This window comes from Pantoea sp. GM_Pan_3 (genome assembly GCF_026541045.1).
Taxonomy (GTDB): Bacteria; Pseudomonadota; Gammaproteobacteria; order Enterobacterales; family Enterobacteriaceae; genus Pantoea; species Pantoea anthophila.
On sequence record NZ_JALNVA010000006.1, the window covers coordinates 1 to 16,959 of the forward strand.

14 protein-coding genes and 2 tRNA genes are annotated in these 16,959 nt (G+C 56.3%); 10 read left to right on the top strand and 6 right to left on the bottom strand.

Features of this window, described 5'->3' with window-relative positions; translation table 11 throughout:
* Positions 1–156: 156 nt before the first annotated feature.
* Both OXR04_RS16575 and OXR04_RS16580 read left to right on the top strand, forming a co-directional pair.
* Positions 157–233: transfer RNA gene (locus OXR04_RS16575), tRNA-Asp, on the top strand.
* An 8-nt stretch (positions 234–241) separates the two neighbouring features.
* Positions 242–317 (top strand) — tRNA-Trp (locus OXR04_RS16580).
* A gap of 118 nt (positions 318–435) precedes the next feature.
* Here OXR04_RS16580 and hdfR read toward each other — a convergent pair.
* Positions 436–1,269 carry an HTH-type transcriptional regulator HdfR gene (gene hdfR / locus OXR04_RS16585; protein WP_267372096.1) on the bottom strand — a complete coding sequence of 278 codons (834 nt, stop codon included), beginning with the start codon at positions 1,267–1,269 and terminating at the stop codon, positions 436–438.
* A gap of 120 nt (positions 1,270–1,389) precedes the next feature.
* Between hdfR and OXR04_RS16590 the strand changes: the two genes are divergently transcribed.
* Positions 1,390–1,728, top strand: coding sequence for a DUF413 domain-containing protein (locus OXR04_RS16590; RefSeq protein ID WP_009087989.1), 339 nt, complete (start codon positions 1,390–1,392; stop codon positions 1,726–1,728).
* 24 nt (positions 1,729–1,752) lie between these two features.
* On the opposite strand, the gene OXR04_RS16595 is transcribed toward OXR04_RS16590, so the two are convergent.
* Positions 1,753–3,273, bottom strand: a complete 1,521-nt coding sequence (locus OXR04_RS16595) for a YifB family Mg chelatase-like AAA ATPase (protein ID WP_267372099.1) — start codon at positions 3,271–3,273, stop codon at positions 1,753–1,755.
* A 330-nt stretch (positions 3,274–3,603) separates the two neighbouring features.
* On the opposite strand from OXR04_RS16595, the gene ilvL reads away from it, so the two are divergent.
* The 6 genes from ilvL to ilvA all read left to right on the top strand — a co-directional run bounded on the left by ilvL (position 3,604) and on the right by ilvA (position 10,164).
* Positions 3,604–3,702: an ilv operon leader peptide gene (gene ilvL, locus OXR04_RS16600; protein WP_072101316.1), complete on the top strand. Its 99-nt coding sequence runs from the start codon at positions 3,604–3,606 to the stop codon at positions 3,700–3,702.
* 150 nt (positions 3,703–3,852) lie between these two features.
* Entirely contained in the window at positions 3,853–5,499 is a 1,647-nt protein-coding gene (gene ilvG / locus OXR04_RS16605; RefSeq protein ID WP_267372101.1) for an acetolactate synthase 2 catalytic subunit, read from the top strand.
* Positions 5,496–5,753: an acetolactate synthase 2 small subunit gene (gene ilvM, locus OXR04_RS16610; RefSeq protein WP_008926359.1), complete on the top strand. Its 258-nt coding sequence runs from the start codon at positions 5,496–5,498 to the stop codon at positions 5,751–5,753. Before ilvG ends, ilvM begins: the two co-directional genes overlap by 4 nt.
* An 18-nt stretch (positions 5,754–5,771) precedes the next feature.
* On the top strand, positions 5,772–6,701 hold the full coding sequence (locus tag OXR04_RS16615) for a branched-chain amino acid transaminase (RefSeq protein WP_009087986.1): 930 nt from the start codon (positions 5,772–5,774) through the stop codon (positions 6,699–6,701).
* A 62-nt stretch (positions 6,702–6,763) separates the two neighbouring features.
* Positions 6,764–8,614: a dihydroxy-acid dehydratase gene (gene ilvD / locus OXR04_RS16620; RefSeq protein WP_009087985.1), complete on the top strand. Its 1,851-nt coding sequence runs from the start codon at positions 6,764–6,766 to the stop codon at positions 8,612–8,614.
* Between the two features lie 2 nt (positions 8,615–8,616).
* Positions 8,617–10,164, top strand: coding sequence for a threonine ammonia-lyase, biosynthetic (ilvA, locus tag OXR04_RS16625; protein WP_111207821.1), 1,548 nt, complete (start codon positions 8,617–8,619; stop codon positions 10,162–10,164).
* On the opposite strand, the gene ilvY is transcribed toward ilvA, so the two are convergent.
* Positions 10,165–11,046, bottom strand: coding sequence for an HTH-type transcriptional activator IlvY (gene ilvY, locus OXR04_RS16630; RefSeq protein WP_009087982.1), 882 nt, complete (start codon positions 11,044–11,046; stop codon positions 10,165–10,167).
* Between the two features lie 161 nt (positions 11,047–11,207).
* On the opposite strand from ilvY, the gene ilvC reads away from it, so the two are divergent.
* Entirely contained in the window at positions 11,208–12,683 is a 1,476-nt protein-coding gene (ilvC, locus tag OXR04_RS16635; RefSeq protein ID WP_046100812.1) for a ketol-acid reductoisomerase, read from the top strand.
* 650 nt (positions 12,684–13,333) lie between these two features.
* Here ilvC and OXR04_RS16640 read toward each other — a convergent pair.
* The 3 genes from OXR04_RS16640 to OXR04_RS16650 form a co-directional block, all read right to left on the bottom strand.
* A complete protein-coding gene (locus OXR04_RS16640; RefSeq protein ID WP_267372106.1) occupies positions 13,334–14,665 on the bottom strand; it encodes an MFS transporter in 1,332 nt (443 codons plus the stop codon).
* 272 nt (positions 14,666–14,937) lie between these two features.
* A complete protein-coding gene (yhjD, locus tag OXR04_RS16645; RefSeq protein ID WP_267372107.1) occupies positions 14,938–15,957 on the bottom strand; it encodes an inner membrane protein YhjD in 1,020 nt (339 codons plus the stop codon).
* Between the two features lie 45 nt (positions 15,958–16,002).
* A complete protein-coding gene (locus tag OXR04_RS16650) occupies positions 16,003–16,902 on the bottom strand; it encodes a LysR family transcriptional regulator (protein WP_009087975.1) in 900 nt (299 codons plus the stop codon).
* Positions 16,903–16,959: the final 57 nt, after the last annotated feature.

A 16,959-nucleotide genomic window follows, 5' to 3' on the forward strand; every position in this document is an offset into this window, starting at 1 on the left:
CCGTAGCGCCGATGGTAGTGTGGGGCCTCCCCATGCGAGAGTAGGGAACTGCCAGGCATCAATTTAAGACCAGTACGCTGGTCGTGACCACTCCGGTGACGCGGAGCGGGCGAAATACCTGAGGTCAGCGCAAGCGGACCTCAGTACAGAATCGGTGGAGCGGTAGTTCAGTTGGTTAGAATACCTGCCTGTCACGCAGGGGGTCGCGGGTTCGAGCCCCGTCCGTTCCGCCACCCTATTTAGGGGCGTAGTTCAATTGGTAGAGCACCGGTCTCCAAAACCGGGTGTTGGGGGTTCGAGTCCCTCCGCCCCTGCCAGAAAACGATCCTTTGCTTCGGCAAAGGATTTTTTTTTGCTTATAAAAAAGCAAAAAAGAAAAACCAGCTAAATATAACTGGTCTCTGATCTCTTCTTTCTGCACGCCTGCCTGCTATTTCAGCTGTTTTGCCTGACCAGAATCGGGTATTTAAGCAGCTGACGGATATGCGCCTGCTGATCGCTGTTCTGCAACCAGACCGCATAAAGCGGACGAACGGCGACCGGTGCGTCCGGCATCACCATCAGTTCACTGTATACGCTTTGCCAGAAGTCTGGCAGAAACGCGCATGCACCCGTCGTGCAGAGCAGTTCACGGGTGACATGTGCCGATGTCGTGGTCAGCACCGGTACATCATCAGCGCCAGAAAGGTAACTCTGATGCTGATGGAAATCGGCTCCCCACTCCAGCTTGATGTAGTCATACTTTTCGCGCTTTTCACTCTGGCGGGCACAGAACAGTGCCAGCGAAATATGGCCAATCTGCTGGCTGGTTAATTCATCCATCTTAGGCGCTTCAGTGGTAATCAACAGATCCAGCTGACGCTCATGAAGCTGCTTAACCAGCAAATGCCGCTGCGCCACGCGTGCTTCTAAATGCAGGCTCTCACGATTCTCATACAGCGTCTGAAGCCAGGGCGTCAGATAGGCCTCCCAGAGCGATGCGCTGGCACCTATCGAGAGCTCATGGTGCTGCTCAGTATGAGAAACCTCTTTCTTCGCCATTATCCAGGTGCTCATCAGGCTTTCCGCATAAGGAAGCAGTCGCTCCCCGGCGGCAGTCAGACGTATGTTGTTGCGATGCCGGGTAAAAAGGTTAACGCCGAGCTGATTCTCCAGCTGACGGATGCGAAAACTGACAGCAGATTGCGTAAGGTAAAGGGCTTCAGCAGCACGCCCGAAATGACGTGTTCTGCTCACTTCAAGGAAAGTTTTCAGTAATTCCGTATCCACAACGCGCTCCCAAAAATTGTTTGTCGTATAGATTTAAATGTTTTGTTTTACACTCTGTCAAGCCTATCTAATACTCCGCGCCATTAACAGCACGGCATTAGAGAATCAGGAGCGTGTAACATGGCGGAAAGCTTCTTAACAGAGAATCGTTTCTTTGATAACAAACATTACCCGCGTGGTTTCTCACGCCACGGTGACTTTACTATTAAAGAAGCCCAGCTTCTGGAACGCCACGGTTTCGCCTTTAATGAGCTGGATTTATCGAAGCGTGAGCCTGCAACAGAAGAAGAACGTTTGTTTATCGAAGTGTGTCGTGGCGTGCGTGAGCCGCAGACGGAAGCTGAGCGTGTATGGTCAAAGTATATGACCCGCATCAAGCGTCCTAAGCGTTTTCACACGCTGTCTGGCGGTAAGCCGCAGATGGACACCGTTGAAGACTACAGCGACAGCGACGATTAACAGAAAGGGGCGAGAGCCCCTTTTTTATTGCAGGCTGTTATGCAAATGGATCATTAATCGATCAATCGCGCGATAGCTGACCGCCTCCTGCAGATGGAGGCGGGTAATCTCTTTCTCTCCGGCCAGATCGGCCACGGTGCGCGCCACCTTTAAAATTCGCTGCCAGGCTCGCACAGATAACCCCAGTTTTTCCAGCACAGACTCCAGCCATTCGGCATCCTCTTTTTCAGGCTGGCACCAGCGCAGGATTTCCGCATTATTCAGATGCGCGTTAATTTTACCTGCGCGGGCGAGCTGGATCGCTCGCGCCGCAACGACCCGCTGACGAACCTGCTCAGAGCTTTCTGCGGCCGGTCGCTGACCGCTGAGCATGCCACCGGGCAACAGCGGCACCTCCAGCGAAAGATCAAAGCGATCCAGAAACGGGCCTGATAACTTACTGAGATAACGCAGGATCTGCTGAGGCGAGCAGCGATTGTGCTGTCCCTGATAATGCCCGCTTGGCCCGGGATTCATGGCAGCAATCAGCTGAAACCGTGCCGGGAACGTGACCTTTGCCCGGGCTCGCGAAATGGCGATGAGGCCTGACTCCAGTGGCTCACGCAGTGAATCCAGCACCCTGCGGTCAAATTCCGGTAATTCATCCAGAAACAGCACGCCATTATGCGCCAGGGAGATCTCTCCGGGCCGCGGCAGTGACCCTCCGCCAACCAGAGCATAGAGAGACGCGCTGTGATGAGGCGACCTGAAAGGCCGGCTGCGCCACTGTCGGTGCAGGGCAGTGCTGTTTATCAGGCTGGCTATCGCCGCACACTCCAGCGCTTCCTGGTCGCTTAAGGCGGGCATGATGCCAGGCAGACGGGTTGCGAGCATCGTTTTGCCGGTGCCAGGCGGCCCAATCAGCAACAGGTTATGCCCGCCCGCCGCGGTGATCTCCAGTGCTCTGCGCCCCTGCTGCTGACCGATGATATCCGCGAGATCGTCACCAGGCGTGGCATGCTGATGCTCAGGGTAGGGAGCCGGTGATAATGTCAGTGCATCACGGAGAAAAGCGCAGACCTCACTGAGGTGAGCGGCGACCAGTGACGCTCCCTCACGAATCAGCCCGGCGTCACGCTGATTTTCCGCAGAGAGAACCAGCTGTCGTCCAGCCTGAAGGGCCATCATGGCCGCAGGAATTGCCCCCTGAACGGCACATAGCGCGCCATCCAGCGCCAGTTCACCCAGAAACTCAAAGTGCATCAGCTTATCCGCAGGAAGCTGCTCTGAGGCGACCAGAATGGCAATTGCCATGGGCAGGTCATAGCGCCCGCCCTCTTTGGGTAAATCCGCTGGAGCCAGATTGATGGTGACCCGTCTGGCCGGGAAGGTAAAACCGCTGTTGATAATGGCGCTGCGAACCCGCTCACGCGCCTCTTTGACCGTGGTTTCAGGCAGACCCACCAGCGTCAGTGCAGGCAGGCCATTACTGATGTGAGCCTCAATGGTCACCAGCGGCGCTTCCACGCCTAATGCTGCGCGGGTCAGAACTTTAGACAATGACATACTCACTCCTTGTTGCCATCAGTCTGATCAGCACCCAAAAGGAAAGCGAGTACGCCTTCTGACGATTCCGACGCACTGCACAAGAAATTGAGGTCACTTTCACTGACTCTCATCGTGCTGCGAAACTGCACGTAAATTCAGCAGAACATCATTACGTCAGTAAAGTGATGAATATTTATCATCTTGTAATTATTACTTGTATTACAAATTGATAGGACGGGATTTAATCTCCCGCGCTAAAAAAAACCTGCAAAAAAAGTTGTGTTATGGCCCCTGACTATGATAACTCTGTAGGCATTACTTCGAACACGTAAAAGAATTGAACAACACATGAAAGCCCTTCTACAAGTGATTAGCCTGGTCGTGATTAGCGTGGTGGTGGTTATTAACCTACCGTGCGGGGCAACGCTTGGAGAAAGAAAGGCTTAAAAATCAAGCCTCGAATCCGAAAAAACCCCCGCACCGAAAGGTCCGGGGGTTTTTTTTCGACCCGGGGAAATATCAGTAAATCTGCAAGGAACAAACAATGAACAGTAGCATAAAATTCTGTTGTTCCCGTCAGGACACAGGAGAATAGCGATGACAGGTGCTCAGTGGGTAGTTCAGGCTTTACGCGCGCAGGGTGTTGATACCGTATTTGGTTACCCTGGCGGCGCCATCATGCCGGTATACGACGCGCTATACGATGGCGGCGTGGAACACCTACTGTGCCGTCATGAGCAGGGGGCGGTTATGGCCGCGATTGGCTATGCGCGCTCCACCGGCAAAACCGGTGTCTGTATTGCCACCTCCGGCCCCGGCGCTACCAACCTGATCACCGGTCTGGCTGATGCCATGATGGACTCCGTGCCGATCGTTGCGGTAACCGGTCAGGTCTCGTCTGCGTTTATCGGTACTGACGCTTTCCAGGAGATCGACGTGCTGGGACTGTCCCTGGCCTGCACCAAACATAGCTTCCTGGTTGAGTCACTGGATGAGCTGCCCGCTATCATGGCTGAGGCTTTTGCCATGGCGCAGGCAGGGCGTCCGGGGCCGGTACTGGTTGATATTCCCAAAGATATTCAGATTGCGCAGGGGGAACCCGCGCCGCATCTGGTTTCGGTTGAGGAGGAAGAGTCGCTGCCGCATCATGCTATCCGCGAGGCGCGGGCAATAATGACCCAGGCCAGAAAACCGATGCTCTATGTTGGCGGAGGCGTGGGCATGGCGCAGGCGGTTCCGGCACTGCGTGCATTCGCAGCAGAAACCGGCATCCCTGCCGTTGCGACCCTGAAAGGTCTGGGCAGCGTCGATGCGCAGAGCGAGGTTTATCTGGGCATGCTGGGGATGCATGGCACCAAAGCCGCTAACTATGCTGTTCAGGCGTGTGACCTGCTGATTGCGGTCGGTGCCCGTTTTGACGATCGGGTGACCGGCAAGCTGGATACCTTTGCGCCGCACGCCAGCGTGATTCATCTCGACATCGACCCCGCAGAGTTAAATAAGTTACGTCGCGCGCACGTCTCACTGCAGGGCGATCTCAACGCGCTGCTGCCCGCGCTGAGTCAGCCTTTGCACATCGACGCCTGGCGCGACGAGGTGAAGGCACTCAAGGCCAGTCACGCCTGGCGCTACGATCATCCAGGCGAGGCAATCTATGCACCGCTGCTGCTGAAGCAGCTCTCCGAGCGCAAACCGGACAGCGCGGTGGTCACCACCGATGTCGGACAGCACCAGATGTGGACGGCCCAGCATATGGCCTTCAGCGCGCCGGAGAACTTCATCACCTCCAGCGGCTTAGGCACGATGGGCTTTGGTTTGCCTGCCGCCATCGGTGCACAGGTCGCCCGTCCGGAAGATACGGTAATCTGCGTCTCGGGCGACGGCTCAATCATGATGAATATTCAGGAGCTGGGCACCATTAAGCGCGGAAAGCTGCCGGTCAAAATCGTGCTGCTGGATAACCAGCGTCTGGGCATGGTGCGTCAGTGGCAGCAGCTCTTCTTCGACGGTCGCTACAGCGAAACCAATCTCTCTGACAATCCCGACTTCCTCACGCTGGCCAGCGCTTTCAATATTCCCGGCCAGCGCATTACCCGTAAAGATCAGGTCGACGCCGCACTTGATGCTCTGCTGAACAGCGAAGGTCCTTACTTCCTGCATGTTGCAATTGATGAGCATGAAAACGTCTGGCCACTGGTACCGCCGGGTGCCAGCAATGCAAACATGATGGAGAAAACCGTATGAACCAGCATCAATTGTCTATCGAAGCCCGCTTCCGCCCTGAAATATTGGAGCGCATTTTACGCGTCGTGCGCCACCGCGGTTTTCAGGTCTGTTCTATGAACATGGCCTCAGTCGCCAACGCGGAAAACATTAATATTGAAATGACCGTTGCCAGCCAGCGCTCCGTCGATTTACTGTCTTCGCAGTTAAGTAAATTGATTGACGTTGCATGCGTTCAGATTCAACAACAGACAACACAACAAATCCGCGCCTAGCCGCGAGAGGGAATAACAATGAGCACGAAGAAAGCAGACTTTATTTGGTTCAATGGCGAGATGGTTAAGTGGGAAGAGGCGAAGGTCAGCGTCATGTCCCACGCGTTGCACTATGGCACGTCGGTGTTTGAAGGCGTCCGCTGCTACGACTCTCACAAAGGACCGGTTGTGTTCCGCCACCGTGAACACATGCAACGTCTGCACGACTCCGCCAAAATCTACCGTTTCCCGATTAAAAGCAGCGTTGATGAGCTGATGGAAGCGTGCCGCGAAGTCATCCGCGTGAACAAACTGAAAAGTGCTTATATCCGTCCGCTGGCCTTCGTGGGCGATGTGGGCCTGGGCGTGAACCCGCCAGATGGCTTTACCACCGACGTGATCATTGCAGCCTTCCCGTGGGGCGCGTACCTGGGTGCGGAAGCTCTGGAAAACGGCATTGATGCGATGGTCTCCTCCTGGAGCCGTGTGGCGCCGAATACCCTGCCAACTGCCGCAAAAGCGGGCGGTAACTACCTCTCCTCACTGCTGGTGGGCAGCGAAGCCCGTCGTCATGGCTATCAGGAAGGTATCGCGCTGGATACCAATGGCCTGATCTCAGAAGGTGCGGGCGAAAACCTGTTTGAAGTTAAAGATGGCGTGCTCTTTACCCCGCCATTCACCTCTTCCGCTCTGCCGGGCATCACCCGTGATGCCATCATCACCCTGGCGCGTGATATGGGCATTGAAGTGCGCGAGCAGACCCTGTCGCGTGAATCCCTCTATCTGGCTGATGAAGTGTTTATGTCTGGTACCGCTGCAGAAATTACCCCGGTGCGCAGCGTTGACCGTATTCAGGTGGGCGAAGGCAAATGTGGCCCGGTGACCAAACGCATCCAGCAGGCCTTCTTTGGTCTGTTCACCGGCGAAACCGAAGACAAATGGGGCTGGTTAGATCCGGTTAATCCATAATCAGATACAGCGCGGACGTCATCTGACGTCCGCGAGCTTTTTCTTACTGGAGTAAATAGAGCATGCCTAAGTACCGTTCCGCCACCACCACCCACGGCCGTAATATGGCGGGTGCCCGTGCCTTATGGCGCGCGACAGGAATGACCGATGACGATTTCGGTAAGCCGATTATCGCTGTGGTTAACTCATTCACCCAATTTGTCCCGGGCCACGTTCACCTGCGTGACCTTGGTAAACTGGTCGCCGAACAGATCGAAGCATCAGGCGGTGTGGCTAAAGAGTTCAACACGATCGCGGTGGATGACGGTATTGCCATGGGTCATGGCGGCATGCTGTATTCACTGCCTTCGCGCGAACTGATTGCTGACTCGGTCGAGTACATGGTGAACGCACACTGCGCCGACGCCATGGTCTGTATCTCCAACTGCGACAAAATCACGCCGGGGATGCTGATGGCGTCACTGCGCCTCAATATCCCGGTGATCTTCGTTTCAGGCGGACCGATGGAAGCCGGTAAAACCAAGCTTTCTGACCAGATCATCAAGCTGGATCTGGTGGATGCGATGATTCAGGGTGCCAACCCGAACGTCAGCGACGCCGACAGTGAGCAGATCGAACGCTCTGCCTGTCCGACCTGCGGCTCCTGCTCAGGCATGTTTACCGCGAACTCAATGAACTGCCTGACCGAAGCACTCGGCCTGTCGCAGCCAGGCAACGGCTCCCTGCTGGCCACCCACGCCGATCGTAAAGAGCTGTTCATCAACGCCGGTAAGCGCATCGTCAGCCTGACCAAACGTTACTATGAACAGGATGACGTCAACGTGCTGCCGCGGAGCATCGCCAACAAGGCCGCTTTCGAAAACGCCATGACGCTGGATATCGCCATGGGCGGTTCCACTAATACCGTACTGCACCTGCTGGCAGCCGCGCAGGAAGGCGATATCGACTTCAATATCTCTGACATCGATCGCCTGTCACGCAAAGTGCCTCAGCTCTGTAAAGTCGCGCCAAGTACCCCGAAATACCACATGGAAGATGTGCATCGCGCGGGTGGTGTTTACGCGATTCTCGGCGAGCTGGATCGCGCAGGTCTGTTCGACAGCAGCGCCCGAAATATCCTGCAGCAGACGATGCGTGAAACGCTCGATCAGTACGACATCATGCTGACCAGCGATCAGGCGGTAAAAGAGATGTTCCGTGCCGGTCCGGCGGGCATCCGTACCACCCAGGCATTCTCGCAGAGCTGCCGCTGGGACACGCTGGATGATGACCGTGCTGAAGGCTGTATCCGTACCCGCGAAAACGCCTATTCGCAGGATGGTGGTCTGGCCGTACTCTACGGCAACATCGCAGAAGATGGCTGTATCGTTAAAACCGCAGGCGTAGACAAAGAGATCCTGACCTTCACCGGCCCGGCTAAAGTCTACGAAAGTCAGGATGATGCTGTTGAAGCGATCCTGGGCGGCAAAGTGGTGGCGGGCGACGTGGTCGTGATCCGCTACGAAGGGCCAAAAGGCGGGCCGGGTATGCAGGAGATGCTCTATCCGACCACCTATCTGAAATCGATGGGACTGGGCAAAAGCTGCGCCCTGATCACCGACGGTCGTTTCTCTGGTGGCACCTCTGGTCTCTCTATCGGTCACGCCTCACCTGAAGCGGCAAACGGCGGCACCATTGCGCTGGTGAAAGATGGCGACACCATTGAGATCGACATCCCGAACCGCGGCATCAGACTTGCCGTGCCGGATAATGAACTGCACGCCCGCCGTGAAGAGCAGCAGGCACGTGGCGATGCGGCCTATACGCCGATCAATCGTCAGCGTGAAGTCTCGTTCGCGCTGCGTGCTTACGCCTCACTTGCGACCAGTGCTGATAAAGGCGCTGTCCGCGATAAGAGCAAGCTGGGAGGCTGACCATGGCCGAGTCTCAACCGCTACCCGACGCACCCTGCGGCGCCGAGTATTTGCGCGCAGTGTTGCGTTCACCGGTGTACGAAGTCGCACAGGTAACGCCGCTGCAGAAGATGGAAAAAATATCATCGCGTCTTGGCAACACCATTCTGGTGAAGCGGGAAGATCGCCAGCCGGTGCACAGCTTCAAGCTGCGCGGTGCTTACGCGATGATTGCCGGCCTGAACGAAGAGCAGAAAGCGCGCGGCGTGGTAACGGCCTCCGCCGGTAACCATGCACAGGGCGTGGCGCTCTCCGCCAGCAAGCTGGGCATTAAGTCACTGATCGTGATGCCGCTGGCGACAGCCGATATCAAGGTGGATGCGGTGCGCGCGTTTGGCGGTGAGGCTTACCTGTTTGGTGCCAACTTTGATGAGGCGAAAGCCAAAGCGATCGAACTGTCGGAACAGCGCGGCTACACCTTCGTGCCACCGTTTGACCATCCTGCAGTGATTGCCGGACAGGGCACGCTGGCGATGGAGCTGCTGCAGCAGGATGCGCATCTGGATCGGGTCTTTGTTCCGGTTGGCGGGGGCGGTCTGGCAGCCGGTGTGGCGGTGCTGATTAAACAGCTGATGCCGCAAATCAAAGTGATTGCGGTGGAGTCAGAAGATTCAGCCTGTCTGAAGGCGGCGCTGGAGGCAGGTCATCCGGTCGATCTGCCCCGCGTCGGGCTGTTTGCCGAAGGTGTGGCGGTGAAGCGTATCGGCAGCGAGACCTTCCGCCTGTGCAAAGCGTATCTTGACGACATCATCACCGTCGACAGCGATGCCATCTGCGCAGCAATGAAGGATCTGTTCGAAGATGTCCGTGCCGTGGCGGAGCCTTCCGGGGCGCTGGCGCTGGCGGGCATGAAGAAGTATATCCAGCAGCATGAGATCAAAGGCGAACGGCTGGCGCATGTCTTATCCGGGGCCAACGTCAATTTTCACGGCCTGCGATATGTCTCTGAGCGCTGCGAGCTGGGCGAACAGCGTGAGGCGCTGCTGGCTGTGACCATCCCGGAACAGCAGGGGAGCTTTTTACGCTTCTGCCAGACGCTGGGCGGGCGTGCCATCACGGAGTTCAACTACCGCTACGCTGACGCAGATAAAGCCTGCATCTTTGTTGGTGTCAGGCTGACCCGTGGCGTCGAGGAGCGCAGCGAGATTATCAGCGAACTGACCCACGGCGGCTATCAGGTGGTCGATCTCTCTGATGATGAGATGGCAAAGCTGCACGTGCGTTACATGGTGGGCGGACGACCTTCCAAACCGCTGCGTGAACGGCTTTTCAGCTTTGAATTTCCGGAGGCACCCGGCGCGTTGCTGAAGTTTCTGCAGACGCTTGGCACGCACTGGAATATCTCGCTGTTTCACTACCGCAGCCACGGCACTGATTATGGCCGCGTGCTGGCGGCCTTTGAACTGGGCAGCGATGAGCCGCGTTTCGAAGAGCATCTCACCGATCTGGGCTATGACTTTCATGATGAAAGCCAGAACCCGGCGTTCCGCTTCTTCCTGTCAGGCAGCTGATTACAGCTGGCTCCAGAAGGCACTGATCAGCGGCTCACCGAGCCGCTTTTTTTGTACGCAGATGCCGAGTTCAAACGGCGCGACCGATTCAACATTTTCCAGCATCATCACGCGGTTACGCACCGGTTCCGGGCTGTTTTCCAGCACCACATGCGGCAGCAACGCGATGCCGCATCCCAGCGCCACCATTGAGACAATCGCTTCATGCCCCGACACTGTGGCGTAAATCAGCGGGTTAGGAATGCGATGGCGGCGGAACCAGAGATCGATACGCCGCCGTGCCGGGCCCTGGTCCGGCAGAATAAACGGAATCTGTGCCCAGTCTGGCTGTGGCTGTGTAGCCTGAGTGCGAACGGCACAGGGTAAGGCGGGCGCAATCAGGACCAGCGGGATCAGCCCCAGTGGCATAAAATCAATGCTGGCTGGCAGCGTTTCAGGGCGTCCGGCAATCGCCAGATCGGCATCACCGGAGTGAACTTTTTCCAGCGCATCTGCGGCATCGCCGGTATTCAGTTTAATTTCCACCTGCGGATGTTCGGCGCGAAAGCGGTCGAGGATGGGCGGCAGATGGCTGTAGGCCGCCGTTACCGAGCAGAACAGCCGCAGCTCGCCGCTGAGTGACGGACCATTGAGATCCATGACATGACGCAATTGCTGATACTGCAGCAGCGTCTGCTGGGCAAACTGACGCAGGCGCTCACCCGCCTCCGTCAGCGTGACGGTACGGTTATCACGCAGAAACAGCGCATGGCCGACATCCTCTTCAAGCCGCTGGATCTGGCGTGACAGCGTGGAAGGGCTGACGTGCATAGCACGCGCGCTGCGCCCGAAGTGGCAGCTTTCTGCCAGATGAAGAAACAGTTTCAGATCCCGTAAATCCATGTGCGCGTCGCCTCTGGGTGGTGTTGCATTTATTGCAATGTGACGTTGTTAATATATCAATTTAAGCAACAGAATTCCTGTCATATGATGGGGTCATTCGCGGCGCTGCATGACACGCCGTTCCTGAACAAAAAAAGCAAACACAACTTACCGGAGTACCCATGGCTAACTATTTCAACACACTGAATCTGCGCAATCAGCTGGCGCAATTAGGCAAATGTCGTTTCATGGCGCGCGATGAGTTCGCAGATGGTGCGAGTTTCCTGAAGGGCAAAAAAGTCGTTATCGTTGGCTGTGGCGCACAGGGCCTGAACCAGGGTCTGAACATGCGTGATTCCGGTCTGGATGTCGCCTATGCACTGCGTGCTGAAGCGATTGCTGAGAAACGCCCTTCATGGCGCAAAGCGACCGATAACGGTTTCAAAGTGGGAACCTACGAAGAGCTGATCCCGCAGGCGGACCTGGTGGTAAACCTGACGCCAGACAAACAGCACTCCGCGGTGGTTCAGGCTGTTCAGCCGTTGATGAAAGATGGCGCTGCGCTGGGCTACTCACACGGCTTCAACATCGTTGAAGTGGGCGAGAGCATTCGCAAAGATATCACTGTCGTCATGGTGGCACCGAAGTGTCCGGGTACAGAAGTGCGTGAAGAGTATAAGCGTGGCTTCGGTGTTCCGACCCTGATCGCTGTTCACCCGGAAAATGATCCAAAAGGCGAAGGCATGGCGATTGCTAAAGCCTGGGCAGCTGCAACCGGTGGCGATCGTGCTGGCGTGCTGGAATCCTCTTTCGTGGCAGAGGTCAAATCTGACCTGATGGGTGAGCAGACCATTCTGTGTGGCATGCTGCAGGCGGGTTCACTGCTCTGCTTCGACAAGCTGGTGGCGGAAGGTCATGACGCGGCTTACACCGAAAAACTGATTCAGTTCGGCTGGGAAACCATCACCGAATCGCTGAAGTTCGGCGGCATCACCCTGATGATGGATCGCCTCTCAAATCCGGCAAAAATCCGTGCATACGCGCTGTCTGAGCAGCTGAAAACCATCATGGCTCCGCTGTTCCAGAAGCACATGGATGACATCATCTCGGGTGAATTCTCTTCCGGTATGATGGCTGACTGGGCGAACGACGACAAAAACCTGCTCACCTGGCGTGAAGAGACCGGTAAAACTGCGTTTGAAAATGCGCCACAGTTTGAAGGTAAGATCGACGAGCAGGAGTACTACGACAAAGGTGTCGTTATGGTCGCCATGGTCAAAGCGGGCGTGGAGCTGGCGTTTGAAACCATGGTTGATGCGGGCATCATCGAAGAGTCTGCTTACTATGAATCCCTGCACGAGCTGCCGCTGATTGCTAACACCATTGCCCGTAAGCGTCTGTACGAAATGAACGTGGTTATCTCGGATACCGCCGAATATGGTAACTACCTGTTCTCCTTCGCGGCTGTACCGCTGCTGAAAGAGTTCATGACCACGCTGCAGCCAGGCGACCTGGGTAAAGCCATTGAGGGAACGCAGGTAGACAACGCGCAGCTGCGTGACGTCAACGAAGCGGTTCGCCAGCATCCGATTGAAATCGTGGGCCGCAAACTGCGTGGCTACATGACCGACATGAAGCGTATCGCTGTCGCAGGCTGATAAGCGGCACTCCCGTTTTCAGCAAAACAAACCCCGGCTTGCCGGGGTTTTTTGTTTGTGAACACTGTCTGAGAAGTTCGCTGGTGGAACGGTGCCTGCACTGCCTGCTTCGCTATGAGACCGAGCCTGCACAGGTAACACGGTCAGAGCGGAAAGGCGCTTAAGCCAATCCCTGGCCGCTCGGCCCGCGCGATTACGCACCTCATCCCTGAGGTGCGCCCGTAAACGGGCCAACGCGTTGCGTTGTTCAAAAACGCTCCCGGCGTTTTTATCCGGGCGGCGGGACGCCTTCCTCTTCTGACCGTGTTCCCTGTGCCCTTAAGCTTCTACATTGCTGCCAGAATAACCCTGCCCATTAGCACGATGCAGGATCTTCAAACAGACAGCCAATCAACTTAAAGCGATGGGAGCATACGCCTGTAGCAAAGCATAGCGGGCCAGGGATGGCCCGCGCTGAGCCCGCCACGGATGGCGTCTTTTGCGTCTTTGCGCAGGGCGTATGCTCCCTGAGCCGGTAGCCTGACCATAAGGCGATGTTTTTGAACTCCTCAGGGTCAAAGTATGTTCCCTAAGCTGCCTTAGATTGACTAAACCCAACCCATAAAAAAACCCGGCATCTGCCGGGTTTTACTGACCTTCATCCTACAGGACTACACGTCATACAGCGTCTGGTGACGCGTCTCTTTACAGGCGAGCAACGCAATCAGTGTCAGCACCGCCATCGACGCCAGATAGAATCCTACCGCCTGTAAGCCGTAACTGGCATTCAGCCAGGTCGCGATGTAAGGCGCAACCGAGGCACCCAGAATCGAGGAGAGATTGTAGGAGAACGAGGCACCGGTATAACGCACTTCGGTCGGAAACAGCTCCGGCAGCAGTGCGCCCATCGGGCCAAACGTCAGCCCCATAATGCTCAGACCCAGCAGCAGGAACGCCATCACCAGCGCCTGTGAACCCGAACCGAGCATCGACGGGAACAGGAACGAAAATGCGATAATCATCAGCGTGATGGTAATCATAGTCTTGCGACGACCAAAGCGATCCGCCAGCACGCCCGCAATCGGCACCATCACGCCAAAGCCAATGACTGCCAGCATCAGCATCCACAGCATACTGTTACGCGGAATGCCCAGACCCGCTGGCGCTGGCGTGGTGCCGTAACTCATTGAATAGACCGTCATGATATAGAACAGCGTATAGGTCGCCAGCATGATAAAGGTGCCGAGAATGGTGGCAGTCAGGTGCCTGCTCAGCAGCGCCGCAATCGGTACCCGAACCTGCTTCTGCTCTTTCTGCACTTTGGCAAACACCGGACTTTCATGCAGCGAAACGCGCACATAGAGGCCAATCAGCACCAGTACGGCAGAGAGAATGAAGGGAACGCGCCAGCCCCACTGCATAAACTGCTCGTCAGTCAGCAGCCACGAGAGCAGCAGAAAGGTGCCGTTAGCAAAGAAAAAGCCGATCGGCGCGCCCAGCTGCGGGAAGGAGCCATAGAGCGCACGCTTCTTCGCCGGAGCATTTTCCGTTGCCAGCAGCGCTGCGCCACCCCATTCGCCGCCCAGGCCCAGCCCCTGACCAAAACGCGCCAGCGCCAGCAGCAGCGGCGCCATCACACCAATGGTTTCATAGCCCGGCAGCAGGCCAATCACCACGGTGGAGATCCCCATGGTCAGCAGCGAGGCAACCAGGGTGGCCTTACGGCCCACGCGGTCGCCAAAGTGACCAAACAGGGCAGAGCCAATCGGACGTGCAATAAAGGCGATAGCGAAGGTGGCGAGCGACTGTAGTGTGGCGACGGTGGCATCACCCTGCGGGAAGAAAATATGGGGAAAAACAATCACCGCAGCCGTGGCATAAATATAAAAGTCGAAGAATTCGATGGCCGTGCCGACCAGTGAGGCTATCACCACTTTACTGCGTGAGTTAACCGGTGCGGGGTCCTGCTGTTTGTCGAGTGTGTCTGAGAGGGAGGCTTGCATAACTGTTTCTTATTTGTAAATACAGACAAAGAATCTTACGCACCTGACTGACCGCATTCAATGGCGAAAACCCGCGCCGCGCCTGGCTTCAGCGGGCAAAAAGAGGATAATTTCTGTGGTGCGGCGAATGCCGGGTGATACCGGGGTAAACCGGACGATATCTGGCGGGATACTCTGTGAAAGGGCTAAATAAAAGTGACCCCTCAGCTATTCATCCTGTTATCTGGATAAAAAATAGCCGAGGGGAGGTGTTTTCCGCTGTTGTTAACAGATCAGGACGTTTTGCGTCGTGCTGCGCTGCCCGCTTCAGGCATCTGCGGATCGTCTTTATATTTAGCTGTGGCGATCCATGCCGCACAGAACAGCGTCAGACGGGCGAAGAAGTAGAAGAACGCCATCAGGCCGAGCACGGAACCAAAGGCCGCGCCTGAAGGGGAGGTTGCCAGCTTTGGCAGGGTCAGCGTCATGACAAACTTGATCACCTCAAAACCGATGGCCGCCAGCAGCGTCCCGCGGAACAGCGCCTTCTTGCGTGGCTTATGTCGTGGCAGGATCCAGAAAATCCAGAGAAACAGCAGGTAGTTAGCCAGCACAGAAATCGAGGTGGCGATAATGGTCATCGCAGGCCGCAACCAGTCGATGCCATCCAGCCCCAGGGCGCTCACGATGGTCGCCTGGGCAGACCCCGCCACTGAGGTCAGCGAAAGCGTAATGATCAGGGCCAGCATCAGGCCGGTCAGCGACAGGAAATCGCGGATGTAGCGTTTCCAGATCTTCTCCTGGTCATCAGGATTGCGTTCCCAGACGTCGCGCGACTGGGCGCGAATGGCTTCCCGCAGATTCCCCATCCAGTTCAGACCGGAATAGAGCGCCAGCAGTAAACCGGAGATCCCCACCGTGGCGCGCTGCTGAATGGCGGTATTCACCGTATTCTTCAGCGTGGTCGCCAGCGTCGGGTCGCTGATGCTGCTGACGATCTTATTGATGATATCGGTCAGCAGATCCGGATTGGAGGCGAGTACAAAACCCACAGCGGCAAACGACACCATCAGAATCGGGATCAGCGATAAAAATGAGAAATAGGTAATGGCCGCACCAAACTGGCTGCCGAGCCGGTCGTTAAAGCGCTCAAGGGCACGGATAAAATGCGCCACCGCCGGAATGGCCTGAAACCAGGCGGCAAAACGCGACACGCGGACAATCGACTGGTCCACGGTCTGATTGCCGGTTTTAATGTCGATAAGCGGTTTCTCTGGCTGTGTTTCCTGCGAATGTTCCTGCTTGTCTGTCATAGACCTTCACTGTCCTGTTTGTCATTAAAATCAGAGTATAGTCGCTCAGGTGACGTACTCCTGCAGCACCTGACTCAGCCACTCCATAAAAACCCGCACGCGACGCGCCACATTGCGCCGGTGCGGATAGAGCAGGTGGATCGGCATGGGCCTGGCAGGGAAGCGATGCAGCACCTCGACCAGCTCGCCGTTTTCCAGCAGGGGCTGAATGCCGGCCGCCGGCACCTGAATAATGCCTAATCCAGCCAGACAGGCGGCGCGGTAGGTTTCGGTGCTGTTCACGGTTACCGCGCCGCCGGTGTGAACATAGTGGCACTGCCTGCCATCAAAATATTCAAAACCCGGTGCGGCCTGGCCCAGCTGCTGGCTGTAGTGGACCATCGCATGCTGCGACAGCTCCTCCAGCCGGACTGGCATCCCGAAACGCGAAAGGTAGCCAGGGCTGGCGCAGTTGATCAAGGTGTGGGTGCCAATTTTTCGCGCGATCAGTCCCGAATCCTTCAGCTCGCCGACCCGGATAACACAGTCAAAGCCTTCCCGGATCACATCCACCTGACGGTCACTGCTGCTCAGTTCAATCTCTACGCCAGGGTAGTGCTGCAAAAATTCCGGCAGGCGGGGAAGGATAAAACCGGTCGCCATCGCGACGGACATATCGACCCGCAGCTTGCCGCTGAGCGTGGCGGGATCGTGCTGGAACAGACTGTCCATATCGTCAATCATCGACAGCAGGTCCAGACAGCGATCGTAATAGACCAGTCCATCCTGAGTCAGTTGCACCCGGCGCGTGGTGCGATGCAGCAAACGGGTTGCCATTTGATTCTCCAGCGCCTGTATCTGCCGCGATACGCTGCCTTTAGGCACGCCTAAACTCTCTGCCGCGCGGGTAAAACTGCCCATTTCGGCCACCCGCACAAAAACCTGCATTGCGTGAATTTTGTCCATGTTGTTCACCGATTGTTGTTTTTATTGAAACAGTGATGCGCTTTTTACACTGTTTAT

Coding starts and splice junctions, on each gene's coding strand:
- yhjD (WP_267372107.1), bottom strand. CDS start 15,957: ATGACAGACAAGCAGGAACATTCGCAGGAAACACAGCCAGAGAAACCG.
- ilvY (WP_009087982.1), bottom strand. CDS start 11,046: ATGGATTTACGGGATCTGAAACTGTTTCTTCATCTGGCAGAAAGCTGC.
- ilvM (WP_008926359.1), top strand. CDS start 5,496: ATGAACCAGCATCAATTGTCTATCGAAGCCCGCTTCCGCCCTGAAATA.
- ilvD (WP_009087985.1), top strand. CDS start 6,764: ATGCCTAAGTACCGTTCCGCCACCACCACCCACGGCCGTAATATGGCG.
- OXR04_RS16650 (WP_009087975.1), bottom strand. CDS start 16,902: ATGGACAAAATTCACGCAATGCAGGTTTTTGTGCGGGTGGCCGAAATG.
- OXR04_RS16615 (WP_009087986.1), top strand. CDS start 5,772: ATGAGCACGAAGAAAGCAGACTTTATTTGGTTCAATGGCGAGATGGTT.
- OXR04_RS16595 (WP_267372099.1), bottom strand. CDS start 3,273: ATGTCATTGTCTAAAGTTCTGACCCGCGCAGCATTAGGCGTGGAAGCG.
- ilvL (WP_072101316.1), top strand. CDS start 3,604: ATGAAAGCCCTTCTACAAGTGATTAGCCTGGTCGTGATTAGCGTGGTG.
- OXR04_RS16640 (WP_267372106.1), bottom strand. CDS start 14,665: ATGCAAGCCTCCCTCTCAGACACACTCGACAAACAGCAGGACCCCGCA.
- ilvG (WP_267372101.1), top strand. CDS start 3,853: ATGACAGGTGCTCAGTGGGTAGTTCAGGCTTTACGCGCGCAGGGTGTT.
- ilvA (WP_111207821.1), top strand. CDS start 8,617: ATGGCCGAGTCTCAACCGCTACCCGACGCACCCTGCGGCGCCGAGTAT.
- ilvC (WP_046100812.1), top strand. CDS start 11,208: ATGGCTAACTATTTCAACACACTGAATCTGCGCAATCAGCTGGCGCAA.
- OXR04_RS16590 (WP_009087989.1), top strand. CDS start 1,390: ATGGCGGAAAGCTTCTTAACAGAGAATCGTTTCTTTGATAACAAACAT.